This is a genomic window from Fibrella aestuarina BUZ 2, assembly GCF_000331105.1.
Taxonomy (GTDB): Bacteria; Bacteroidota; Bacteroidia; order Cytophagales; family Spirosomataceae; genus Fibrella; species Fibrella aestuarina.
Window position 1 is genome coordinate 2,242,824 of the sequence record NC_020054.1, and the last position, 22,011, is coordinate 2,264,834.

Here is a 22,011-nt window from a genome sequence, read left to right on the forward strand (position 1 = left end):
GCCCGATGGGGTGGCCCTAACCGATACGATGAACGAGCATAATATGTCAAATCTGAGCCGAATCAATACCTACACCTGTCCGAGCAACCATGTACTGGTTACCCGCGACATCGACAGCGGCGTAACGCCCATGTTTAAGAAATGCCCCACCTGTGGCGCCGATGCCCGGTCGGGCTTTTACAACAATGAGTTGCAGCGCCTGACGCCTACGCACGAGTGGTATAAGCCTGCTTACCCCGAACGCTATGCCCACCCCGGTTTGCGGGAACACTGCATGAAAGGCGGGCTGGCTTTTCGGGCTATTGGTGAGCCCGACGAAACCGAAGCAATGAAGCCACTGCGCGCTGATGGCCACCGGGTCAATACGTTTTCCGATTCGGTGATGTCACGACTGACCAACCGTAACCGGTTTCAAAAATGAGCCGCCAAATCCCGACTCCCCACCAACGCAGCCGCCGTCAGCGCCAACGCGTCCGACTACCCATCGGCAAATCGAAAGGCTTTTACGAGGGCGTGTTGGTGGAGATCGTGGCTGAAATCCCGTTTCGGGGCCGGGCTAAGCTGCGATTGGATGATGGGCGTATTCTCATGTGTAAGGTGGCCAACCTGCTGCCGATTGATAACCAAGTAACGCTGTAAGACGATGAAACGAAACCACATCTACCAAACTGACTGCCTGACCGGGCTTACGCAGTTTCCCGACAACTCGGTCGACTGCTGCGTAACGTCGCCACCCTATTACGGTCTACGCGACTATGGCTGCACCGGCCAGATTGGGCTGGAAGAAACACCCGACGAGTATATCAATCGATTGGTGGCCGTATTCCGCGAAGTACGCCGGGTGCTGAAGCCCGAAGGTACGTTGTGGGTGAACATTGGGGATAGCTACGCCAATGATGGTAAGTGGGGCGGCCATACAGGAGGCAAACATGCCAGCGTACTGCATGCCTCACCGATTGGCCGCAATAAACGCTATACCGGACTGAAGCCTAAAGACCTCATCGGCATTCCCTGGATGCTGGCCTTTGCCCTTCGTGCCGATGGGTGGTACTTGCGTCAGGACATTATTTGGCATAAGCCTAACCCGATGCCCGAAAGCGTGACAGATCGGTGTACCAAGTCGCATGAGTACGTGTTCCTGCTGTCCAAGTCTGAGCGGTATTACTACGACCATCAAGCCATCAAAGAACCCGTCACAGCTTCGACAATTGCCCGGCTCTCGCAAAACATCGAAGAGCAAAAGGGTAGTGATCGAGTGCCAGGCAAAACCAATGGCCCAATGAAAGCCGTAGGTGGGCGCGCAGCTGGCAATAAAACGCATAAATATGTTTCGGCCTACAATGAGTCAGAGTCGGAAGAATACCGTACAAAGGCTGGTTTGCTTAACGTTGCTGATGTGGCCTACGAAACCCGCAATAAGCGCAGCGTCTGGACGGTATCGACTAAGCCCTTTGCTGAGGCGCACTTTGCCACCTTTCCGCCTGATTTGATCGTGCCGTGCATCAAAGCGGGCTGCCCAGCTGGCGGCGTCGTGCTTGATCCGTTCATGGGCGCAGGTACAACGGCCATTGTTGCCCGCAACCTGCAACGCCATTACGTCGGCCTCGAGCTGAATCCTGAATACGTAGAGTTGGCCCGCCGGCGCATTGAACGCGAACTCGGGCCGCTGGATGTACTATTCGCGCGGCTGGCATGACCCCCGGCGACACCCTCACCGACTGCTGCGGCTCCCTCACGCTGCTGAGCGTCACTGATCGAGAGGTGATCTACCAGTTGGCAGGATCAACGTTCCGGTATCGGGTGGGCAGGGATAGGGCAGAGGTGTGGCTTGAGAAAGGATTTTGGAAACACGATAAAGACATTGGCAATGAACGAAACAGTATTTGTGAGCATGGGGTCTGACGACTTCGCCTGCCCGTTTTGTGGCGCACAGCACGACCACGATGATTGGTGGGATAAATACGATCGATTACAGAACAAAGGAGTTTTCGAACTAACGATGAACTGCCGGTCGTGTAAGCGCAAAATCTGTGTATCACCTAACATGATGGGGCAGGCCATTGCCTACGCTCCAGCATAGCACACCTATATGAGCGACTTATTAGGCAAAGTATATAAGCTACCCCGGCAATGCCCAATTTGTGGTAAAACGCTGGTAGCAACCGTCACGCAAATTGAACATGCGGGTGAAATCGAGATGGTTGATCAAATCGAAATGACCTGCATCACCGAGCCGCCAATGGGCAGCAAGCGGGCCGACGAGTTCTACGAAACGCACTTTAAAACGCCATACATAGACTGGGTGCCCATTCAGGATTCGGTCAAACTTGCTATCAATAAAAAGGTGATGGCAGCGCATGGCCTTGAGTACGATAGCGAGTTTGAGACATGGTTCGACCCAAAAGAGCCGAGTGACTCACCTTACAACATGCATTGGTAACCAACCCCCAACCCCACGCAGGCGGGTAGCCTGTGACGAGAACGAACGATGGAAACAGCAGATGAATTCTACTTGTGTTCAGCTACGGTCATTGAACACCTACAGCCCAAGATTGTGTCTAAGCCCTTTCGGTCAGGATATGACAGTGACAAGGACACGCGCTACTACGTAGCTCAATTCGATTATCAGGACGCCAAATCCTATTACAAAGGGGTTATTGAGCCATTCAACGAAAAGAGCCGCGTACACTGTAATTTCTGGTTTCGGACGTGTAGTCGCGGCCACATTGATGTGTCTCAGATCACGATGACTAACTGCCGACGGTTGGGATTATTTGTAGCAATTGAGCAAGCGGTTAATCTGACGCAGCCCCAAAACATCGCTATTGCCATTGGTGAGCTTGCTGACAAGTTCAATTGCTCACCCATTGAGTTTATCAACAAGATCGCCTAACCCCACCCCACACCCCAACGGCTCGCACACGTCGTTGGGGTAACACGTACCTTAGCACTATGCCAAAGCCACCAATTACCTTTCGCCACCTCAAAACCAGCAAACTCATAACCGGCGGCCGAACCATCCACCGCCACTGGTTTGCGTGGAGCGACCGCACGAGCAACGCGCTATTGACCGCGCACTTTGCTTTTCTCGATGCCGACGGCAACGAGCTAACCGCTGCCCGGTTTTCTATGCCCAAAGTCACGGTGACGGGGCGCGACGACGAGGGCAAGCCGATTTACAACATCAACAATTGGGTATCGATTGATGACGAGGGCGATAACCAGCCCACGCAGGTACGGTACTACGTAGTGTCGGGTCTGCTTAAAAAAGAGCGATGCCGTAACGATTCCGCTGGATGCCAAGCAGGAAGATTTAACGACATTAGGGGTATGAGCCACCAGATAACGTTTGATCTGCTGAAGGGGCTGCGAGATCGGCTCCAAGAGAACATACCAACGCTGGACGCGCCGCCGACCGGCTTTGATACCTGGGCTGACTTTTACATGCATGTAATGGCCAACATACCCGATGAAGCGCGCAATCTGTGGTGGATGACCTTAGCGCAGTCCGAGCCGCTGCCGGATGATATGCAGGCATTTGGTCTGACGTGCCGCTACATTCAGGAGCAAGTCGATTTAGAGAGGGCTGTCACGCAAAAACAGACCATCACGATAGGGTTTGACGAGCCAACCGAGATAGATATTACTGAGCTAACGCGGGGCTTCACAATGGGCATTAGATACCCTCGCAGGTTGAAGGAATAATTTGCGCCGTTTTCGGGGGATAATTTTGGCGTCAATTTGCAGAAAATAAGAAACCTCAACCTTTCAGCTACTTTTGTAAGATGGCACAGCAAGATTTAGACACAATGGTCATTGAGGCCACTTTTATTGGCCAAACAGATGCGAACTACGTCAACGGGAAAATCTATGAAGTGCAACTCAGGGATACCCCTGACACATTAGCCGTTGGCAAAGCCATTGGGCATTGGCGGTACTACAAAAACGTCTATGAACTGTTGGCGGAATGGGCGAATGTATCCCGATCCAATGAGCCTGATTGGTTGTAACGGCAACAAAAAGCCCGGCCACACAGTAGCCAACAAAAAAGCATGGTATTTTCCAATAAATACCATGCTTTTTTTGTATTTTTATATATGGAAGAACAAAATGAAATCTGGAAAGATATTGCCGGTTTTGAGGGGCTATATCAAATAAGCAACATGGGCAATGTTGCATCTTTAAGGTATGGGTTTAAGCTAAAAACGCTTCAGAGAAAAAAGGCAAACGATGCGCCAGGGTATTACTTACAAACTCAATTAGTTAAGCCAAATGAAAAGGTGAAGATGTATTTAGTTCACCGCTTAGTTGCTACACATTTTTTGCCAAACCCTAATAATAAGCCGCACGTCAATCATAAAAACGGAGTCAAGCACGACAATACAGTAGCTAACTTAGAGTGGGCTACTGCACGCGAGAATTCAATGCATGCTCACAAAAGTAATCTATCCAAACCTAGGCCCGCACGAAACCGGAAACTAACAGATGAGCAGGCCAATCAAATAAGGATGCTTTATAGTGCTGGAGTAGAGCTTAGTACACTTGGAAGGACTTTTGGCCTCAACCTCAATGGCATTAAAGGCATTGTAGACAATAAGATATATACTATACAAAAGCATTAAAGATTTGCCCGGCCACACAGTAGCCGGGCTTGTCCGTCCATCCCTTAACCTAATCTATTCAACTTCGTAAATCGTTTTGCCGTTCTGCGATACCGCTTTGAGCGCTCGTTTGCGGTTTTGTGTCGGTGACCGATAGCCGACATGCACCCAGCCCGGATTGCCGTCCGCGTCTGGGAACTCCTGGATCACCTGGTCGAACTCTAAATGGGTACGTACCCACTCGAACAACTCTTTGTTGGTGGGGTAGCCTTCACCCAGCCCGTCGCAGTCAATGTCGATCGCCCGGCCCTGTACGTGGTCGCTCGTCGCTGAGCCGCCAACCGCTTTATTCAGCGCAGGACAGCGAAAGAACGAACTAACGGGTAGTTTGCCGAAGCGTTCACAGATCGGCACGTACACGGCATTGTAGAGCCGTACCATGTTGTCGTATTCGCGCTGCGTCGGCATGTTGTTGATGCCTTTGCGGGTCGCGGTCTGCGATTTGATCGCTTCGGACAGCGTGAGCCATTTACCAAAATCAGGGAATTGAGTCATGCTGCTTACGGTTTAGTGAGTTCAACGAGTACCCGGTTCATCGCTTTGCGCCAACCCAAACCCAGAAACCGGTTACGGGTCGCTTCCTTCGCGGCCAGTTCACGCGCCGCCTGGTTGCGTTGGCTTTCTTTCTTAGTCCTATCACGCTCGATCCGGACTAGCACCTTGCACGAATCGCCAATCGCCTGCATCTGCTTTTTCAAATCGCCTATGTAGCGATTACCAGCCAGCCGCGTCGTGTTCAGCAAATCCACATTGTAGCGGTTGCGCCTGTTGAGGTTGGCCGTGTCGGCCTGTAGCCCCTCGACCTGCTTTTGCAGGGCTGTCGTTTGTCCGCAGCAGTCATCAACCACGTTCACCCGTAGCGGTGAATTGGGGAGCCGTTGGGCCGTGGCGAAACCGATGCCGATTAACAGCGCGGCCCCGATCAGCAGCAGGCAGATGAGTTTGTAGCGCATGACTATTGGGGCTTTTCCCGGCCGACGCTATCCCATTCGGTTTTTGATTGCTCCAGCGCGGGCGAGGTGGTGGGTAGTTCGACGGGTTGTTCGTCCTGCGCAGCGTCGGCCGACTTGATGGGGCCGATGCAACTGGCCACGATATAGCCAGCCAGCAGGATAATAGCCGCCCACGTAATGGGTTTGCGGCGGCGTATCCATTCGTCTGTTTCGGGTGGCACTTTGTCGCGGGCTTCCCGAAACGAAGAACGCTGTTTCATAATCTCGACCAGCGTGTGGGTAATCAGCAGGTAGGAGCCAATACAGAACAGCGCTTCCTGGGCTGGGAATAGCGGAATAGCAAAGCCGGCCACAAACCAGCCGAGCGCGGGCGATATTTTTAGAAACGATCGCTTCCAGCCGTGTTGAATAGCGGCGTCAGCGTAGATCATGGCCGCACATACAATGCAGAGGGCGCCGGCGGCAATTGAGAGAATGTTCATGGTTAATCGGAGTCTGGTGGTTAATCTTTTTCGTCGCCACCCGCGGCCCGGTTGGCTTTCGACCACCAGCCATCCCGCGAGTTGAAGACCTTATCCACGAACCAGTTGCCAGACAAGCCACAGAGGCCCGCGGCGGCAACCTGAATTCGTACGTGTAAATCGGGCCATTTGCCCGTAATCAGCATGAAGAAGACAAAGCCACCGAACACGCCGAAAGCCAGATTTTTCATGGCCTCAAAATGCGTGGGCGCCTTGATAAAAACGGCTACCAGCGCGGCCCCAACCGCCGTGATCAGCAGGCAGAGGAGGTCGAACTGCCAGCTTCCCGGCGTAAAGAGTTGGTTCATCGCGTTGGTTAGGTAATGTCGTGAATGGTGTGGTGGCTATTTCAGCCAGTAGAGTCGGGACGACCCCGAGGTGTGACGAAAGCTGACCTGCCCGATGGACGTAGCAACGTCATAGTCCCGGATCTGGCCGTACGTACCCGAAAAGTCCAGCACGAGCAAACAACCCTCGTTACCCCACCCGCCTTCCAGACACCACGGTTCATCTGCCTGATAGCGGTCAATGACGTAGGTCGGCTCGTTGCTGCACCACCGGTTGCTGGCTGAGCGTTTGGCCTTGCACCACCGGAAGTTTCCCCAACGTACCTGACTGATCCAGTTCACGGCCACGAGCGGCGCGTCCTGGTAGCCCAGCGGGTGCGGCGGGTAACCCGCTGTCATATCCGGCCGGTAGTAGCTCACCGCTTGGGCACGGTCTGGGTTGGCGGGGCCGTTGTATTTACCTCTGCCGCTGATGTCGAGAAAATCGGGGTAGAGAATGCGCGGATTGGGCCCAAACATCATGGTCGACTCCCAGCCAAACACGCCGTTGAGCAGCGCAAAGTCGCACAGCGCTGTTCCGACCTGTACGGGCATGGGGTAGCGCGGGGGCCGTGAATGTGTCGTGTAGCCGCCATCGGGGTAGGGCGTCTGGTACTCAATGTGCCACACATCCTGGTCCATTGTCTGAAACTCGCCGTACCAGCCAAAACCCAGCACCGTCCGATCGAGCGCGACCTTGCCCAACTCGCGCCGGGCGTTGAGTTGCAGTGTCGAATCGGTCAGGTGCCCAGCGAAGAACTTTTGCGGGTCGGTTTGTCCTGAGTAGTACGAAGAAATCAGCCCGTCGCGGTGCTTATAGCCTTCGTGCAAAAAGTCGTCGGCGGTTGTTTGGCGCAGGATGTCGAGCGCCGCCTTATTGTCGGTAAAGGCGGGGCGCAGGATGTCGACAGCCCGTTTGTCAAAGTCTTCGGTGATTGACCGGCAAAGAGCAAAGCCCCGGTACTGATCGAAGTAGTGATGGCCGTTTTCGCCCAGCACCGCCGCGAACCCTTCGGTAATCCAGCGCATTTGCGGCGAACCGTCCGGCAGCGCCCATTTGGCCCTGTCGTCGTAGGCTTCCCCTGCCTGCGAGGTCCAGTAGCGGTGTTGCTGTTTTTTATCGCTCAGCGCCATGCGAACGCAGGCCACACAGTCTTCGGGCGTCCACTCACGCAGCGGCTTGCCCTTCAACTCATGTTCCCCGTAAGCCTGGATAAACGCCACGTCGCCACAGACGCCACGCAATTCGGGGCCGATGGTTTGGTTTTTCCACTCTACCCCGCCGTTGACGTTGATCGCCGTCGCGCCCGCGGCCAAATACTCGTGTGGGTCACGGTTGAGCGGTGGCGTGTAGACCAGATGCTTACCGTCGGGCAGTTTGGCCCGTAGGGTGTGGCCTTCCGATAGCTGGCCGTAGCCTAACTCGGGATAGGGAAGTACTTCAGCGTTGGCCATTGGTCAGAAAAACGGTTAGCGATTGTTCGGCGTGAATGGTTGACTTGCTCCGTAGTACCCAACGGTCGGTCGCGTCGAGACCTTCGAACAGGTGAATCAGGATCGGCTCACCCGGCAGCGATTCCCACTCGTCCAGGCTACGGCGTAGCTGGCCGGTTTCGGCAATGCGAATGCCGCCGTTGACTTCGTAGATTAACGGATTGGGCGCCCCCGGATTGGCTTTGTTACGCAGCTTCACCACGCCGTTAACGAGCGTGGCTTCGACATCCAGCAGATTCGGATTCGAACGCCAGCCGTATTCCACCCGGTAGCCGGTCGGCGCGGGCTTATCGCCGTCGGTCACCGGCTTATCGTCAACCACCGGTACGTCAGGTACGGTATCAATCGGAGTAATGCTGCGCGGGTCCGTGTCAGCGAAGAGCGCGGCCTGTTCAGCCGTCAATCCGATTTGGGCCAGAAACCCCCGGTCACGGAACGTGTCAGCCCCGCCGCTGGTCGCGTACAAGACACCGTCTTTGTAGCGGGCTTTGATCGACTCGCCGTACCAGTTTTTGATTTCCTGTCCGTCCGCATACCCGCCCACCACCGGCTTTTCGTCGGCGGGTACGTCAGGAGTGACGGGTACGTCGACCACGGGCTTGTCCGGCTCGACAATGGCGGTTCCGCGTCCGGGCACGGCGGCCAGTTGCAGCGCGCAGAGCGCGACGAGAATGGCGTCGCGTTGGTCGGCTGGGTACGTGGCCAAGATCGCGTAGAGCGAGGCGGCGGCGGTTTGAGTCTGCATGACGAAGGGGAAAAGAAACGTACCTGCCGGAGTTGTCCAGCAGGTACGTTGGTGATCACTAGACGAGGCGGGCGCGTACGATACCCGTGTAGGTATCCCATCCGCCGTAGTCTTTGAAGTAGCCAGCCGGACGGGTGAAGATGCCGAACTGCGTTGAAGGCGTCACCGTCCATTTCGGATAGGCGGTATCGTACTCCTTCACGCGCAAATCCAGATCCATTGCGAACGTGTCGGCACCGTACTGCGCAACGGCTACAGCCGCTTTACCGTACGAGGTGTTGGCGACTTTCTTCTGCTTGATGATGTCTTCGTGTTCCATCACCGTTTCGAGGCAGGCCGCGCCCGGATCAAGTACCAGGATATGTCCAGCGCCTGACGCGGTATCAACCGCCGGATCGTAGTAGAACTCGAAGTCCAGCTCGTTGTACACCTTCGTGTAGTCGTAGCCGATTGACGACATGGACACGATGCCCTTCCGGTTCATCCAACCCAGCGCCTTGTTGCCGCCGATAATGATTGGCTTGCCAACCATCGCGTGTACCGTTTTCACGTTGTTGATCCACTCCCACAGATCGAGCTTGATGCTGTTGTCGGTGTTGTAGAGCGTGATGTCAGGTACAGCCGTGTTGGTGGGCGACGTTGCCCCCAATGTCAGGTTGCCGCCTACGGCCGCAATGACCGCCGACAGGGCCGCGCTGTTGACCGACTGCAACACCGATTCGAGGCGCGACACAATGGCTTCGCCCACGATGCCCATTGTTTTGTACTCGCCCGCCGTGCCGACGAACTTGCCCGCGTTGACCTGGTCGAGGTAGCGTTCGGCTTCCGCTTCCAGAATCATGAAGTCGACCGTTTCAAAGTCGGCATCCAGTTCGCGGTGCAGCGCATAATCTACGTTCAGCGTTACCGCGTCGTTGGGCCGGGCGCCCGATGCCACCGTGCGCGAGGTTTTGACCGTACCGGCCTTTTGGGGGCGGTAGGAGAGTTGAACCCGCGCCGTGGGCGTGGCCTGACCCTGAATGATGCTCAGCCGGTTTTCGTTCTGGGCATTTTTGGGGTTCATTTCCGCAATCAACGCGGCGAGTTGGGGCGACCGAAGCGCCTGCAACGTACCAATGTTGGTGAATTTGCGGTTGTTGTTCAGCGTGTGCATGATCGTCGCCATTGCGATGCGCGCGCCAGTCAGATTCCGATTTGAAGCCATGAGCTTGTCTTATCGTGGTTGTGTAGTCAGTGGCAGTAGTGACCCCGTGTCGCTACCGTAGGCTATTCGTCTTTGAGGTAGGACGCCATCTTAGCTTGCGCCGCCGAAGCCCCCTGCCCTCCTTTGTCATCGGCCGGCACCTCGACCGGATTGGTCGGGGCTGGATTCGATGCTTTGATGTACTTGCGCTCCTTGAGCGTATCGTCCAGTAGGCCGTCGACGGTAGCGGGCTTGTTGTTGATGAAGAGTTCGAGCGTTGGGTCTTCTTTCTTCATGATCTTGCCCGTATTCACGTCCAGAACCCCGCCGACGGCGCCCAGCTTCTTGTCAAGAGCTGTCAGCGCCAACAGGCCGTCTTCTTCTTTCGCCAGATCAACCACGTCCGCCCGGTTGACAATCTTGATTTTTAGCCGGTCGTAAAACCGATCCCGCGCAAAGCTGTCTTTCAGGGTCTGCAACTCGGTATCGTGCGTCGTTTTGATCTGAGCCAACTGGTTGTTTAGCTCGGTAATCGTTTTGGCGGCTTCGCTCGTATCGCCGCCTTTTTTCTGGGCTTTGAATTGCTCAAGCAGTTTAGCTACCCGTTTGTGGGTGGTCTTATTTTCAGCTTTGAAGGTTTTGGCCCCCTCTTCGCCAAGCAGTTCAACCAGCACCGGGTCGATCGTGGCGTCGACGCCGTTGAGCGCCAGGGCCGTGAACTTCCCTTTGATTTTCTCGTTGTTCTCAGCCGCTGACACCGTTAGCAGGTTTTCGCGGATGGGCTTTACGATCGTCTCGTCATCTGCTTCCGCGTCTTCGGGAATCTTGGCGGCGAGGGCAGTCAGGTTTGCGTCGTCGGCAGCGATACCCGCGTCAGAAGCCAGTTGCGTAAATAGGTCGCGTAATTTCATGGTTGGTTTGCGGCAGGTGCCGCCGGTTTACTCTTGGGTTTGATCCTATCGGATCGGGTAATGTGAGGCAATGGGTTACTCGACTGGTGGCGGGGGCGGAGTTGACTCCTCCTTTTCCTTGCTCAGCGGCACTGCTTTGTCCAGCACTTTGATTTTGCCGCCGGCAACCATCGGGTTGTCTTCGTCGCGGTATTTGGGCGTACCGATGATTTTTACCGTACGTCCGGCGATCTGCGACATGCCTGTTTCGGCGTCGTAGTCATCTTCGTTGCTGCTCAGTTCCTGAAAATGGGCGAAGGTGCTGACGGCCTCCTTTTCGGGTTCGACCTCGACCATGCGCCGTTTCCCGGCGTCGTATTCTTCACGGGCGCCGTAAGCCAGTACGACTTCATCCGTGGGCAGTAATTCGCTTAGCTTCTTTGCCATTGCGTGGGGTTGGTTTAAGTGAAAGTTTTAGTTGACCTGATTGGTGTTCTTAAAATCGACCGGCGGTTCCAACGTGATTTTGCCGTTGATGGGCTTGCCCGTGGCTGGATCAATGGGTAGTTCACTCATTGGGCCGACCCGCTTACGGGCTGATTCCATCATGCGCGTGTACTGCGCCTTGTTGTCGAGCAGCCAAAAGCCTGGGCCGCTGTCGCGTAGCTGCTCGTTGAGGATGGCTTCGAAGTAGGCTGACAGCATGACCTCTTCGATGGCGAGTTGCAACTGGGCCGATCCCGGTTTGTACAGCACCCGAATCGAGGCAGCCAGAAACAGCTTTTTCTCCAAATCGAGGTTTGGGTATGGGTCGAGCCGTTCGCGCAGTTCGTAGCGGCGGTACTCGTCCGAATCCGGCCCGGTCTGGTAGCTGATGAGCTTCTTTTCAAGGGGCTTGCGCAGGTTGGCGTCGAAGTTGTTTTTTACCGCGTCAATCAGCTCCTGCCGGGTTTCTTCGGCATTTTCGAGCGAGAATCGGACGGGCTCAATCACCACCGGGCGCGGGGCATCGGGGCCGTAGCGCTGGTAGGTGATGGCATCGAACGTCTGCTGAAGCAGCGCACAGAGGTGCGAGGCCTGGGTGTTTAGCTCCCGGTACAACTCTTCGCGGTCGAAGCGCTTCGAGGTGCCCGACGCCGTGGTGGGCGTCACTTCCAGGAACTGCATGTTCAGCGTGGCGTACGCTTCCGCCTTTTTGCGGGCGTAGCGTTCTTCCAGCGCTTTCAACGGCTCAATGCTGCGCGGAATGTACCCACCCGGCGGTATGGGCAGATTGGTGCGCATTCCCTCGTCAGACAGGCTTTGCGCCGTTGGCGCGGTAACGATAATCTTACCCGTGGCCGATCCGCTGGACACCGTGCCATGCCCACCGCAGACGGTGCAGGGCGACTCGTTCAGTATGGCCCCGTCGGCGTCTCGCAGGGTAACCGTACCGTTGTAGCACTTGCGTGGGTCGCTTTCGGGTAGTCTCGTCGATGGGCATTCGCGGGTGGCGTACTCCCATTTTTCCGACGACACATGCAGGTTCGTCTCAACGTCGGCGTCGTTGTTGTTTTGCTGCGCCGCTTCGATGCATTCGAGGGCGGGCGACAGCGGCGATTCGTAGTATTCTTCGTCGGGATCGTCGGCCACCACGCGGGTGGTCTTACCCGTTTTTTTGCGTTCCTGATAATCGGACCCGTCGTATTCCGCCTCTTCGTCCTGTAGCTTACCCAGCTTCCAGGCGGGCATGACGGGGCAGTTGTGTAAAGGGGCTAAAAAGCCGCTACCCGCCTCGACCGAACGAAGGCCCGTCACGTTCCAGGTCGACAGGCGGCCGGCGTCGGTTGATTTGATGCCGAGGTACGTAGCAATGGCGTAGCTGTCGGCATCGACAAAGGCGAGACGGCGCGGCTCGTCTGATTTGCGGGGCAACTCGACCACGCAGAAACGGCCTTTTTTGTGCTGATACACCTTGTCGCACGGAATCAGTACCGGACGGGGCTTGGCCCGTACCGTGTCCGATTCGGGCTGATCCAGCGGCAAAACCAGCAGGACCGCGTTGGGGTCATGCACGTAGAGGGGCCGTACGCGCCGCCAATACCAGTCGTTGACTGATCCGTCGCTCGAAAAGTTGGCGTTGCAATAGGTTTCGGTCGTGTCGGTGGCATCCCCATCGACGGCGGGCCACTGAATGACGAAATCGTCGGCCTTTGAAATGTAGTCGAGCGTTTCAATGTACCGGTTGCGCAGGGGGCGAAACGGGTTTTTGTAAATAACCCGGCGGTACAGCTTACTCTCTTTGGTTTCGTTGGGCCGGTTCAGGTCCAAGTACACCGGGTACGCCCGCCGGAACGCCTGCCGTAGCCGGTCGCGGTGGGCAATCGATGCCTGATAATAGGCATGACGCGGCCCGTCGCCACTCAGATACGGCAGGATGTCCCGGTTAAAATCGAGCATAACTCAAGGGGCGGCGCTTAGGCCTTGTCAATCGTGAAAGAATAGCTACCCGTTACGCCCGTCGCGTTTTCGACCACCAGCGTGAAGCGGTATGTGCCCGTCGTGAGGGTCGTAGCGATCGAGACCACACCCGTCGAGGTGTTGACCGTGACGGCAGCGGGTGCGGCGTCCGACGTGTTGAGGAATACCGAGTAGGCAATGCCTGAGCCAGCGGCCTGCGTCGCTTCGTTCAGTACCGGCGTCAAGGTGGCCGCTGTCGAGGCCATTGAGAACCGGTTGATGCCGCCGACTACCGGCGTGAGGTTGGTGACCGTCGGCGCGCCAAACGTGAAGGCGACATCGTTGGTCAGCGTGGCCAATACGACGCCAAAGGCGGGCAGCGGCTCACCCTGCGAGGTGCAGGCGATTTCGAAGGCGCCCGGAATGTCTTTTTTGATGTCGCCATCGACAGCCGTACCGATGTTTTGGTACACGGGGTTTTGCAGGCTCCAGCGCACGATTTCAACGTGGGCGTCCGAGAACAGGTAGATGTCGTACGGGGTCTGCCGTTCGCGTAGCGCGTTGAAGAACTCGACGTTGAAGAGTTGGTCGGCGTAATCGATCATGTACGCATACTCACCCAGACCCGTCGGGCGCGGCGTCGTGCGGGTGCCGTAGGCGAAAGCCTCTTTGAATTCACTGAACTTGCCGCGCTTGCCATTGATCTGACCGTTGCCGAAGAACGAAGCCAGTCCGGCGTAACACAGCTTTTTCAGCACACCGGGCAAGGTGGCCGCCGTCAGTGTGGCGGCGCTACCTCCATTCGGCGGGGTATAGCTCTGGCCCAGATCGGGCAGGGTACCCGCGACCACGAAAGCGGCAGCGATAAAGTTTGATTTGGGCTTTTTGACGCCCGATTGGGGTTTGCGGTTGCCCTGTACCGTCGATAGCGGATCGGCAATGACTTCGCCTAATTTGGACATGGTAGAGAAAAATTAGAGTGAGTTGACGCGGCCCGTTACCCCGCCGAAACGGGAAAGATCAGTTGGATATGCGCACTGAGAATTGGGGCAATGGCTTGCCCGTTACGATCCAGAACTGGCCGTCAGCGACGGGCTCAGAGACGTACGTTTCGCCATTGATGACCACGTTTACCGTATCGCCATCAGCGCGGTCGGTACTGAAAATCAACGTACCATTACCGTGATCGACCGATGTCAGGAAATCAGCGTAGATCGGCTCAATCGCGGTTCGGGTTGTTAGCTCGGGAGTATCTTGCTTCTTAGCCATTAGAGTAGCGGTAAGGAGAGTGAGAAATAGTTGACCGGATTCGTCTCGCCAACGGCCCGAATCGTAGCCGTCCGGTTGGCAGCGGGCACCGAGGGAAAGTTGACCTGCTGAAACTTGGGGTCGTAGCTGATGCCCGGCTGGTACGCGCCCGACATAATGCCTGGTATCATCACCTCGACCGGCACGGCACAGTTGATGTAGATGGAGAGAAACGAACTGCTGCTGTAGCGATACGAGGCCGAATTGATCACGCCCGAGCCAACCGGCGCTGAGGGCAGTACGGTCAGCGAGATCGTGCGCGTCGTAATAGCGCTGCCGATGATGTCGCGCCGGACGGCGATGGCCACGTTTTGGGCCGTGGTCACCGTGAAGGGGAGCGGTGAAATCGGCAAGCCGCCGTTATAGCCCACCAGCAGCGCTTCGTTCGGGCGTGGCAGTACCGAAACCGTGGTCTGGCCCGCCCGCTGCTCAATGGCCAGATCGTACAGTAGGGTCGTGCTGTCGGGATTGGTTTCGTAGGTGTCGGGCAGCCGGACCTTTCCCGCTTTGAGCGCGTCGTAAAACGCGGCGGGTTCGGCCCCGAATTCTGTTTCGTACTCGGTGGCCGATAGCGTGTCGACGCTGCCGTCAGGCCGCTCAACCTCGATCGTAGCGGGGAGCATCCAGCCGGTCGGTTGCCCGTCGGCTTCGGTAACCAGGCGCGGAATGCCGCAGCCCGCCCCGCGCTCGGTGTAGCTGGCCTGGATCACATCACCCGCCGACAGGGCCGTCACGGGCACCGTGAGCGTAGCTGCGCCGGTCGTCGTGGCGTAGCCAATCGTCCAGTCGCCGCGACTAATCAGTACGACTGTACCGGACCCCTGCGCGGTTACGTCGACCGTAACTGCCGTAGACCCGTGTACATAGCCACTGATGATTTCCGCTCTGAGCATACCCGAAATTGGCGGCTGGGCTGGGCAGCTTTACGAGGGCATGTGTATTATGACGGCTTTTTGGGGTGTAACTCGTTGGTAGTCAGTTTGTGTGCCGGTGTGAATTGAAAAACCCCACCGACGGGTATCGGTGGGGTTAGATCGGTACTTTTTTAAAACGATGTGCTGTTTGATTAATTCCTTAAAAACCCGCTCGCCAGGCATTCGGCATTGAACCGATGGCCTCGGTCGTTTCCGTGAAGGCCGTCGGCCAGCAGTAGGAAGTTGTACGCCGAATGTACACCAATGTCAATAAGCCGGATGTTGCGGGCGGCAGCAATCTTTCGTACCGTTGCGTTGAGCTGCAGTCGTTTCGTATCCGAGAATGCGCCGCCCGTCCCGGTGGTAACATCGAGCGGCCCCGCCGTCCACAGTACAGGCACCGCCCCCGCCGCAATCACCAGATCAATCATGCTATTGAGGTTGCTCTCCGAGGTGGAACGACCCACGCCCGCCGTGGTGCTTTTGGCGTCGTTGATATTGGCCTCAATTAACACAACTTGGGGATTATTAGCCGCCAATTGACTTGGCAACGCCGACAGGTTAGCCGATGAGTTCTGACCCGATAGCCCGCCGTTGACGACCGTAATCGAACGCCCCAATACTGCAGTAAGGGTCGCCTGTAGCACGTTGCGGTATTTCAAGGAATCCGCACTCGCGCCAACCCCATCGGTAATTGAACTACCGACCGCCAGTATTTTTGTGTAATTGATTGGCAGTGGCGTTCCGGTTGGCAATTGATCGGTAGTAGCGACCGTTTTGCCCGCCATTTTGGTGCCAGCGGCGAGCTGGATGGCCTGCACCGGCCCCGACACGTAGGGCGTAAAGTACGCCTCATAGGTTGTGGCGCTGCTACCGGCCTCCAGCATCAGGGTTGACGAAATAACCGATTCATCGCTGCGTTTGGCGGTAAAGATCAGGTAGGTGGCTGTGGCGGGCACGGTGAACGAGAAGGGGTAGGTCGAGGTGACCGCAAAGCCGACCTTTGCCTTAGCCGCTGAGGCGAACTGGATAGCTTTCTGCCCCGTCGTGCCGGAAAGTGTGTAGACCGCCCCGCCCGTCACGGGTATGTAGTCTGAAATCGTAAAGCCCGAAAAGGTGCCAATATCGCCCCCCGTCGAAACGGCAGAGTTAGCCGTCACCGACGCGGGATTAAACAGGTTCTTGGGCGACACAAACGATAGCGTGCTGACGTTGGCGATCTGATCGGCGGTGACCAGCGCCTTGCCATTCATGGTCGAATTCGGAAACAGCTCAGCCGCCTTGAGCGCCCCGCCCTGTACACCGGTCACGACAGGCGCCCGATAGGCGGTGAAAGCGGTAGCCGAACTGCCCAATTCCAGTTGCACCAAAGCGGGCTGCGTCGCGTCACTGTTGAACTTGCAGGTGAACACCAGTTGGGCTGCCGAGGCAGGTACCGAAAACGAGAAAGGGAACGACGTGCTGGAAATAGCCGAACCCGCTACATACGTACCAGACGCATTTTCAAACCGAATCGAGTACTGTAAGCCATTGGTCAGGCCCGACAGGGTATAGGTGGCGCCCGGCGATACAGGAATGACCGGCGAGAGGTTGAAGCCGGTAGCCGTACCGATTGAGCCATCCCCCGAGTTTGATACATACTTACCCGTCTGGACAGCCGCGACGTTAAAGAGGTTTTTTCCCTGCTCAATGGTGGTGCCCAGCGTGACACCGGCGATGCGCGTCCAGGTGGTTCCGTTGCTTAGCAGCTTATCACCCACACTGTAGACGGTACTCGTACCCGACACAACCGACGTGGTGCCCGACGTAGTGACCTCGTAATAGTCGCCCTGCGTGGTGGCCGTGGCACTCAGGGCCGGACTATTAGTCGAGGCGTTCCAGCCCCCTTTGAAGGTTTGTGGTGCGATCGTTTTGGCATTCCAGGCAATCCGCTCGGCGGGGCTGACTGTGCCCGACGATATGTTGGAGATGGCGGTCTGGAGTGCAGTAAAATTGTAGACCACAGCTTCCCCTGTGCTTAATGTGAGCGATAGCCCACCACCGTCGGGTGTTACTGACATGTAGGCAATGCGCTTGCTTTGGGCGTTAACGCCAACGGTAATCAAAGCGGCAAGCGCTAAGAGTAAGTATCTTCTCATTGGTTTTAGCTTAAAATAATCTGATTTAGTTTATCGGCACCAACCCCCCACTTTACATAGACGCTCGGGCGCCCTGTTGTCCCATTTGGCACGGAAACGAGGATTGCGTTCTGCCCTATTGGGAGCGCGGGCATGGGGGCCAGGGCGGCAGCCTCGAAACTCGTATAGGTCAATGTCTCGTTGGTGACCCCGCCTTCGTATAGATTGGCTAGTACCTCTACAAACCCCAGCAGTGTGATCAGAATCGTTTGCAGAGTTGGCCCGCTAATCTGGCCCGCGCCGTTAGCTTTTATTTGGGCGTTAATTAATGCTCGAAGATCTGTGATGCTCATTGGTCAAAATCATCGTTAAAGTCTGGGCTATAATCTGGTCTGTTCGTCAGTTCAGTGTCATAGGTCAATACGGTGTCCGGGTCGCCAAACGCGCTGCCTACAACCCCGGCCACCGACTCATGTGGCACAGGCAACAGGCTTACCGTGTAGGCGCCAGGCTCGAAACGCACGTTGCGAATCCGATTGGTCTGATTGGCCCACAGCGTGTATTGACCTGCCAGCCCATCGGGTCCGTTGATGCGTAGCTGCAGCGTGTCAGCGCCCACCCCGACGCGCAACTCGTATTCACCGGCTGGCACCTGCACCCCTTCGCGCAATTCGCTCTCAAACGTATAGCCACGTACCCAGATGGCTAGCCCCCCATCGCCATTAATGGCCTCAATCAGCGCGTAACTGCCTGATACATAGTCTGCCGTGTTGCCCCAATTTAAATTCGTATCCAATTGCCGTGTCGCGTAGAGCTGGGTACGTCCCTGGGAGCGGTAGCCGTCGGGTGCGTAGCCTTCTGACAGCGTGTACTCCCCCAATTGCTCGACTTCGAGCCCGTCGACCACAACCTGCCCCGATTTCAGCGCGGCCCATAACGCCCGGTGAAACCCACTTGATTGCGTCTTTGTCGTGAGCGTGTAGCAAGGTCGGGCCGTAGCGCGTTGCCGTACGGCTTTGCCCGTCAGATCGGCGCTCAGGCTTTCGGACTGCTGAAGCCGGGCCTTTTCAACCAGCAGAGGTAAGCGTAGTTGACACTGTAGCCCGTCTTCCAGCCCGTCGAAGCCGCCCCACCGCACGAGTGAGGTTTGCGGCTCAGTAATAAGCCGGGTTTGCGCCCGTAGGCGTACTGGTGACACACCCGACCCGACCTTGAGACAGTAGCTACCCAATGCGAGATCAGCAGGTACGTTCAGCTCAGCCACCAACGGCCCTTTGACGGGGCGCGGGGTCTGGCTCAGCGTCAGCGGTGCCACGTTGGCGGGCGCGTGGTAGGCGGGGCCGCGGCGGACGAGGCCCGTTACTGCAACGCCCGTTGCCGTCTCGATCGTAAAGCCCGACCCGACGAGCGTTTGACCAAGTGCCGCGACTACATCGGCCATCGTGTCGCCGTCGGCCGCCGTGTAGCTCGTAACAGCCCCACCAATCGACAGTTCGTAACTGTTGCCCGGCGCGACCGAACTGCCCACGTACCCATTCCAGCGCCGTACCGTGCGCGAGGGCAGCGGCGTAAGTGCTTCGAGCGTAATGGATGGGCTGTTGACATTATCGCCCGTCTGGTAGCCCGCCTGCACAAGCGTGACGGGTTCCGTACCCACGGCGACACTCAGCACCCCACCCGATACGAGCGCAGCGGCTATCGTGGTTGGCGTTGAGGTGTCATCAGCTACGGCTACCCGGTCGGGTTGACCTGACACTGAAATCTGATAGACGTTGCCAGGCAGAATGTCCGTACCCACCACGACCGCGTACTGGTTGGCGCCGCCCGACGTGCCGGTATAGCGCAGGGCCAGGGTGGGCGCGTTGCTATTATCCCAGCGGCCTTTGTCGGGCTTGGCGTAGGCGGTTGGGTACGTTGCGGTTGGCAACTCGACTGGCGTTTCCGGATCGGCCGGCAGCCCGAGCGCGGCGCGAACTATGGCCACCGTATCGCCATCAACGGCGGTATATTCTTCCGCCCCGAACACGAACACGTTACCCGCCACGATCGAAGCGCCGATGTCGACCCGGTACGGCCAAGCCGCGGCTTTGCTCAGCGTACCGCCATCCATGACCACGAAGCTGGGCGCGTTGGTATTGAGCTTGACGACCTTCCCCAGCCCGACCGTGACGGTCTGCTCAGCCAGCCGAAGCCGGTCGGAGTCATGCAGCCGTACGTAGACCACGTAGCCAGAGCGCCACACGTCGACCGCGATAAACGGCTGACTGGCCAGATGCCGCGTAATGGCGCGGGTGTAGGCGAGTCTATCCGCATACCCCGCTTCATCGGGGTAAAACGTGGTCGTGATGGGCACGTCGCCCACGCAAAGCGCGAATTGCCGGTACGAGGTCGGCAGCGCCCCAACCGTCAGCGTCAGGTCGGTGTAGGTTTCGCCGCGAACGGTACGCAGTGAGCCGACCACGGTTTCAACCCCAGATGCGTCGACCAACCGAATAGCATCGCCCGGCGCAAACGTGCCCGTTCGGGCCAGTAGCCAGCGGTAGTTTTCGCCGGGCAGGATGTCGAGTACATCGGTCGCGCCGGTATCGGAGGGCGTTACCGGCAGGAATACGTAATCATTGTCTACTCTCATCGAACAAGCAGGGTTATGGTCAGTGAGTGGGTGGTTTCGTCATAGGCCGCGTCGAGCAGTTCGCCGCTTACCGGGCCATCTGGCCCGCCGTAGGTTACGCTATCCGCGAGGTTCAGGTACGTTGCCCCGTCGGCGTCGATCGTGAGCGTATGCAGCTCCGGTAGTTGGCTGTAGGTGTACCAATCAGCCCACCGCTCCCGAATGGCTACGGCGTCGAGCCGATCAGGGCTGACGGGTACGTAGTAGATTTCCTTCGTCTTGTCGCTGTTCTGGCTCAGTAAGCCGCGTCGGGCCTGCTCAATGCGGGCCGGATCGCAAATCCAGGTGGGCTTTAGCGACAACTCGTTACCCGATAGCACCCCCGTTAGGTACGTTCGTTCTCGGTAGTCGGCACTTTGGCGCTGGGTCGTGTCGCTCGGTGCTGGCCAGCCCGACGTAACCGAGCCGTAGACGTACTCAGTGGCCCGTTTAATGCTCAGGTTCCGGATCTGCTTGTACGGAATGGCGCTCACTGTTTCGGCATCGTTGCGCACTTCCAGACTCAGCGCATTATTGACCGTCAGGCCGACCCGCAGGTAATGCAACAGGCACAGGTTGCCCAGCAAGCCCGATAGTGATAGGCTAATCGTCGCTTCGTCGTCGCCCGCCAATCCGGCCGCCGTGGCAATCTTACCCGCTCCAAACTCGGATAGCCACGCTGAAGCTACATCTACGTCGGCCAGCCCCATTTTGTCGAGTAACTGCCGTAACGCCCACTCAACCGTTACGCCCTCCGCGTACGAGGTGAGCAATTCGGGCTCTTCGGTGATGGTCAGTTCGGTCGAGGTGTCGTAGAGGTGACTGCTGCCGTTGGCGTAGGCCGTCAGCGTTAGCGTATCGCCCGCCGCGACAATCCGCTGTTTGTTGATCAACGCCGTTACGGCCCCGTCGGCAGTGTTTACCTCAATGAGCCTGGAGCCGCCGCCTGATAACTGGTAGGTGCCTGCCGTGCCGATATTGAGCGCGATTCGACCCTTAATCCGTACGGTAACGGGTTGATTCGATGTGTTTTTGTAAATGGTCGTTGCCAGTGAGGCATCACCCGTACCCACAAATGGCACACCGCTGTAACCAGCGCGAGGTACGACCGTACGATCGCCAATCCATGCCGATACCTTCAGGGTGATTAAATCGCCAATTGATCGACCTGCCAGCGGGAACGAGTACGACGGGGTTAGCTCGTAGACCGTCGCGGCCCGCTGGGCGATCGTGTCGGCCACGCTGCTGCTTTTCAGCCCTACCGTTACGCCCGTGAGCGTCCGGTTGTAGGTGTCGTAGTCGATCTGCGCTTCGTAGTTGAGGCCCGGGACGTCAATGGCAAACGTAGTCGAGGGCAGCAGTTGCTTGAAACCCTGTTCCAGTATGCGCACGGCAACGGGGTCGCTGAACTGTAGGTTCGTCAGCCCCGTTACCATCGCTTCACCGCGTAGAAAGAAGCCCCAGTACTGTTTGTGGCGCTGCCGGGCCAGCCGCAGCCCGTCGACGCCTGCCGGTGCGGCTATTTTGACTCCGTTGAGGCTATACATTTGGGGGCTTTGTTGCGGTTACGAACCGATTGGATTTTGAAGTAATGACGGGCGTTCACGACCTCTCTGCGTAGCTCTCGATGTATTGCCTTCATCTCGGCGTCGAACTGCTGTTGCTGTTGAATCGTGAGCTTATCTCGCTCTTGATAGGTGATATGAAGCCCATAGATTTTTTCCAACTGTTCCAGCGTTAGCACGACGACCGGTTGGTTGGTGACGTAGATACTTTTCGGTACGAATTCTTTTTTAGCCGTGTTTGCCAT

General features: G+C 57.0%; 26 protein-coding genes. 8 read left to right on the forward strand and 18 right to left on the reverse strand.

Translation table 11 applies throughout. The annotated features are described in order from the left end of the window. The first annotated feature begins 28 nt into the window (after window positions 1–28). The 8 genes from FAES_RS09120 to FAES_RS28910 all read left to right on the forward strand — a co-directional run bounded on the left by FAES_RS09120 (window position 29) and on the right by FAES_RS28910 (window position 4,622). Complete coding sequence (locus FAES_RS09120) at window positions 29–421, forward strand: hypothetical protein (RefSeq protein WP_015330917.1); 393 nt, start codon at window positions 29–31, stop codon at window positions 419–421. Beyond that, a complete protein-coding gene (locus FAES_RS09125) occupies window positions 418–639 on the forward strand; it encodes a hypothetical protein (protein WP_015330918.1) in 222 nt (73 codons plus the stop codon). The genes FAES_RS09120 and FAES_RS09125 overlap by 4 nt, the downstream gene beginning before the upstream one ends. A 4-nt stretch (window positions 640–643) precedes the next feature. Then, window positions 644–1,696 (forward strand): DNA-methyltransferase, encoded by a 1,053-nt coding sequence (locus FAES_RS09130; RefSeq protein ID WP_015330919.1) that lies wholly within the window; start codon window positions 644–646, stop codon window positions 1,694–1,696. Window positions 1,697–2,089: 393 nt separating this feature from the next. Beyond that, window positions 2,090–2,440: a hypothetical protein gene (locus FAES_RS09140; protein WP_015330920.1), complete on the forward strand. Its 351-nt coding sequence runs from the start codon at window positions 2,090–2,092 to the stop codon at window positions 2,438–2,440. Window positions 2,441–2,488: 48 nt separating this feature from the next. Beyond that, entirely contained in the window at window positions 2,489–2,893 is a 405-nt protein-coding gene (locus tag FAES_RS09145) for a hypothetical protein (protein ID WP_015330921.1), read from the forward strand. A gap of 59 nt (window positions 2,894–2,952) precedes the next feature. Further along, the gene (locus tag FAES_RS09150; RefSeq protein ID WP_015330922.1) at window positions 2,953–3,705 is read left to right on the forward strand and encodes a hypothetical protein; all 753 of its coding nucleotides are present in this window, start codon (window positions 2,953–2,955) and stop codon (window positions 3,703–3,705) included. A gap of 80 nt (window positions 3,706–3,785) precedes the next feature. Further along, entirely contained in the window at window positions 3,786–4,010 is a 225-nt protein-coding gene (locus FAES_RS09155) for a hypothetical protein (RefSeq protein ID WP_041257699.1), read from the forward strand. A gap of 42 nt (window positions 4,011–4,052) precedes the next feature. After that, window positions 4,053–4,622, forward strand: a complete 570-nt coding sequence (locus FAES_RS28910; protein WP_051054052.1) for an NUMOD4 domain-containing protein — start codon at window positions 4,053–4,055, stop codon at window positions 4,620–4,622. Window positions 4,623–4,676: 54 nt separating this feature from the next. Here FAES_RS28910 and FAES_RS09165 read toward each other — a convergent pair whose 3' ends face one another. The 18 genes from FAES_RS09165 to FAES_RS09250 form a co-directional block, all read right to left on the reverse strand. After that, the gene (locus tag FAES_RS09165) at window positions 4,677–5,156 is read right to left on the reverse strand and encodes a D-Ala-D-Ala carboxypeptidase family metallohydrolase (RefSeq protein WP_015330923.1); all 480 of its coding nucleotides are present in this window, start codon (window positions 5,154–5,156) and stop codon (window positions 4,677–4,679) included. A gap of 5 nt (window positions 5,157–5,161) precedes the next feature. Continuing rightward, window positions 5,162–5,614, reverse strand: coding sequence for a hypothetical protein (locus FAES_RS09170; RefSeq protein ID WP_015330924.1), 453 nt, complete (start codon window positions 5,612–5,614; stop codon window positions 5,162–5,164). Window positions 5,615–5,616: 2 nt separating this feature from the next. After that, entirely contained in the window at window positions 5,617–6,096 is a 480-nt protein-coding gene (locus FAES_RS09175) for a hypothetical protein (RefSeq protein WP_015330925.1), read from the reverse strand. A gap of 20 nt (window positions 6,097–6,116) precedes the next feature. Further along, window positions 6,117–6,443: a hypothetical protein gene (locus tag FAES_RS09180; protein ID WP_015330926.1), complete on the reverse strand. Its 327-nt coding sequence runs from the start codon at window positions 6,441–6,443 to the stop codon at window positions 6,117–6,119. 36 nt (window positions 6,444–6,479) lie between these two features. Next, on the reverse strand, window positions 6,480–7,916 hold the full coding sequence (locus tag FAES_RS09185) for a hypothetical protein (protein ID WP_015330927.1): 1,437 nt from the start codon (window positions 7,914–7,916) through the stop codon (window positions 6,480–6,482). Then, window positions 7,903–8,700: a hypothetical protein gene (locus FAES_RS09190; RefSeq protein ID WP_015330928.1), complete on the reverse strand. Its 798-nt coding sequence runs from the start codon at window positions 8,698–8,700 to the stop codon at window positions 7,903–7,905. Before FAES_RS09190 ends, FAES_RS09185 begins: the two co-directional genes overlap by 14 nt. 58 nt (window positions 8,701–8,758) lie before the next feature. Beyond that, window positions 8,759–9,904, reverse strand: coding sequence for a hypothetical protein (locus FAES_RS09195; protein ID WP_015330929.1), 1,146 nt, complete (start codon window positions 9,902–9,904; stop codon window positions 8,759–8,761). 62 nt (window positions 9,905–9,966) lie between these two features. Next, window positions 9,967–10,794 carry a hypothetical protein gene (locus FAES_RS09200; RefSeq protein WP_015330930.1) on the reverse strand — a complete coding sequence of 276 codons (828 nt, stop codon included), beginning with the start codon at window positions 10,792–10,794 and terminating at the stop codon, window positions 9,967–9,969. 75 nt (window positions 10,795–10,869) lie between these two features. After that, window positions 10,870–11,220: a hypothetical protein gene (locus FAES_RS09205; RefSeq protein ID WP_015330931.1), complete on the reverse strand. Its 351-nt coding sequence runs from the start codon at window positions 11,218–11,220 to the stop codon at window positions 10,870–10,872. A gap of 27 nt (window positions 11,221–11,247) precedes the next feature. Beyond that, a complete protein-coding gene (locus FAES_RS09210) occupies window positions 11,248–13,212 on the reverse strand; it encodes a hypothetical protein (RefSeq protein WP_015330932.1) in 1,965 nt (654 codons plus the stop codon). 17 nt (window positions 13,213–13,229) lie between these two features. After that, complete coding sequence (locus FAES_RS09215; RefSeq protein ID WP_015330933.1) at window positions 13,230–14,174, reverse strand: Ig domain-containing protein; 945 nt, start codon at window positions 14,172–14,174, stop codon at window positions 13,230–13,232. A 58-nt stretch (window positions 14,175–14,232) separates the two neighbouring features. Further along, the gene (locus FAES_RS09220; RefSeq protein WP_015330934.1) at window positions 14,233–14,481 is read right to left on the reverse strand and encodes a hypothetical protein; all 249 of its coding nucleotides are present in this window, start codon (window positions 14,479–14,481) and stop codon (window positions 14,233–14,235) included. After that, window positions 14,481–15,413: a hypothetical protein gene (locus tag FAES_RS09225; RefSeq protein ID WP_015330935.1), complete on the reverse strand. Its 933-nt coding sequence runs from the start codon at window positions 15,411–15,413 to the stop codon at window positions 14,481–14,483. The genes FAES_RS09220 and FAES_RS09225 overlap by 1 nt, the downstream gene beginning before the upstream one ends. A gap of 173 nt (window positions 15,414–15,586) precedes the next feature. Next, a complete protein-coding gene (locus tag FAES_RS09230) occupies window positions 15,587–17,572 on the reverse strand; it encodes an SGNH/GDSL hydrolase family protein (RefSeq protein ID WP_015330936.1) in 1,986 nt (661 codons plus the stop codon). A 5-nt stretch (window positions 17,573–17,577) separates the two neighbouring features. Then, window positions 17,578–17,904 carry a hypothetical protein gene (locus FAES_RS09235; RefSeq protein WP_041257701.1) on the reverse strand — a complete coding sequence of 109 codons (327 nt, stop codon included), beginning with the start codon at window positions 17,902–17,904 and terminating at the stop codon, window positions 17,578–17,580. Then, window positions 17,901–20,183, reverse strand: a complete 2,283-nt coding sequence (locus tag FAES_RS09240) for a hypothetical protein (protein WP_015330937.1) — start codon at window positions 20,181–20,183, stop codon at window positions 17,901–17,903. Before FAES_RS09240 ends, FAES_RS09235 begins: the two co-directional genes overlap by 4 nt. Beyond that, on the reverse strand, window positions 20,180–21,748 hold the full coding sequence (locus FAES_RS09245; RefSeq protein WP_015330938.1) for a hypothetical protein: 1,569 nt from the start codon (window positions 21,746–21,748) through the stop codon (window positions 20,180–20,182). Before FAES_RS09245 ends, FAES_RS09240 begins: the two co-directional genes overlap by 4 nt. Further along, window positions 21,721–22,011 carry a hypothetical protein gene (locus tag FAES_RS09250; RefSeq protein WP_015330939.1) on the reverse strand — a complete coding sequence of 97 codons (291 nt, stop codon included), beginning with the start codon at window positions 22,009–22,011 and terminating at the stop codon, window positions 21,721–21,723. The genes FAES_RS09245 and FAES_RS09250 overlap by 28 nt, the downstream gene beginning before the upstream one ends.

Excerpts from the sequence above, each read along its gene's own strand:
- FAES_RS09120 (WP_015330917.1), top strand. The coding sequence starts at position 29 with ATGAACGAGCATAATATGTCAAATCTGAGCCGAATCAATACCTACACC.
- FAES_RS09125 (WP_015330918.1), top strand. The coding sequence starts at position 418 with ATGAGCCGCCAAATCCCGACTCCCCACCAACGCAGCCGCCGTCAGCGC.
- FAES_RS09130 (WP_015330919.1), top strand. The coding sequence starts at position 644 with ATGAAACGAAACCACATCTACCAAACTGACTGCCTGACCGGGCTTACG.
- FAES_RS09140 (WP_015330920.1), top strand. The coding sequence starts at position 2,090 with ATGAGCGACTTATTAGGCAAAGTATATAAGCTACCCCGGCAATGCCCA.
- FAES_RS09145 (WP_015330921.1), top strand. The coding sequence starts at position 2,489 with ATGGAAACAGCAGATGAATTCTACTTGTGTTCAGCTACGGTCATTGAA.
- FAES_RS09150 (WP_015330922.1), top strand. The coding sequence starts at position 2,953 with ATGCCAAAGCCACCAATTACCTTTCGCCACCTCAAAACCAGCAAACTC.
- FAES_RS09155 (WP_041257699.1), top strand. The coding sequence starts at position 3,786 with ATGGCACAGCAAGATTTAGACACAATGGTCATTGAGGCCACTTTTATT.
- FAES_RS28910 (WP_051054052.1), top strand. The coding sequence starts at position 4,053 with ATGGTATTTTCCAATAAATACCATGCTTTTTTTGTATTTTTATATATG.
- FAES_RS09165 (WP_015330923.1), bottom strand. The coding sequence starts at position 5,156 with ATGACTCAATTCCCTGATTTTGGTAAATGGCTCACGCTGTCCGAAGCG.
- FAES_RS09170 (WP_015330924.1), bottom strand. The coding sequence starts at position 5,614 with ATGCGCTACAAACTCATCTGCCTGCTGCTGATCGGGGCCGCGCTGTTA.
- FAES_RS09175 (WP_015330925.1), bottom strand. The coding sequence starts at position 6,096 with ATGAACATTCTCTCAATTGCCGCCGGCGCCCTCTGCATTGTATGTGCG.
- FAES_RS09180 (WP_015330926.1), bottom strand. The coding sequence starts at position 6,443 with ATGAACCAACTCTTTACGCCGGGAAGCTGGCAGTTCGACCTCCTCTGC.
- FAES_RS09185 (WP_015330927.1), bottom strand. The coding sequence starts at position 7,916 with ATGGCCAACGCTGAAGTACTTCCCTATCCCGAGTTAGGCTACGGCCAG.
- FAES_RS09190 (WP_015330928.1), bottom strand. The coding sequence starts at position 8,700 with ATGCAGACTCAAACCGCCGCCGCCTCGCTCTACGCGATCTTGGCCACG.
- FAES_RS09195 (WP_015330929.1), bottom strand. The coding sequence starts at position 9,904 with ATGGCTTCAAATCGGAATCTGACTGGCGCGCGCATCGCAATGGCGACG.
- FAES_RS09200 (WP_015330930.1), bottom strand. The coding sequence starts at position 10,794 with ATGAAATTACGCGACCTATTTACGCAACTGGCTTCTGACGCGGGTATC.
- FAES_RS09205 (WP_015330931.1), bottom strand. The coding sequence starts at position 11,220 with ATGGCAAAGAAGCTAAGCGAATTACTGCCCACGGATGAAGTCGTACTG.
- FAES_RS09210 (WP_015330932.1), bottom strand. The coding sequence starts at position 13,212 with ATGCTCGATTTTAACCGGGACATCCTGCCGTATCTGAGTGGCGACGGG.
- FAES_RS09215 (WP_015330933.1), bottom strand. The coding sequence starts at position 14,174 with ATGTCCAAATTAGGCGAAGTCATTGCCGATCCGCTATCGACGGTACAG.
- FAES_RS09220 (WP_015330934.1), bottom strand. The coding sequence starts at position 14,481 with ATGGCTAAGAAGCAAGATACTCCCGAGCTAACAACCCGAACCGCGATT.
- FAES_RS09225 (WP_015330935.1), bottom strand. The coding sequence starts at position 15,413 with ATGCTCAGAGCGGAAATCATCAGTGGCTATGTACACGGGTCTACGGCA.
- FAES_RS09230 (WP_015330936.1), bottom strand. The coding sequence starts at position 17,572 with ATGAGAAGATACTTACTCTTAGCGCTTGCCGCTTTGATTACCGTTGGC.
- FAES_RS09235 (WP_041257701.1), bottom strand. The coding sequence starts at position 17,904 with ATGAGCATCACAGATCTTCGAGCATTAATTAACGCCCAAATAAAAGCT.
- FAES_RS09240 (WP_015330937.1), bottom strand. The coding sequence starts at position 20,183 with ATGAGAGTAGACAATGATTACGTATTCCTGCCGGTAACGCCCTCCGAT.
- FAES_RS09245 (WP_015330938.1), bottom strand. The coding sequence starts at position 21,748 with ATGTATAGCCTCAACGGAGTCAAAATAGCCGCACCGGCAGGCGTCGAC.
- FAES_RS09250 (WP_015330939.1), bottom strand. The coding sequence starts at position 22,011 with ATGGCAAACACGGCTAAAAAAGAATTCGTACCGAAAAGTATCTACGTC.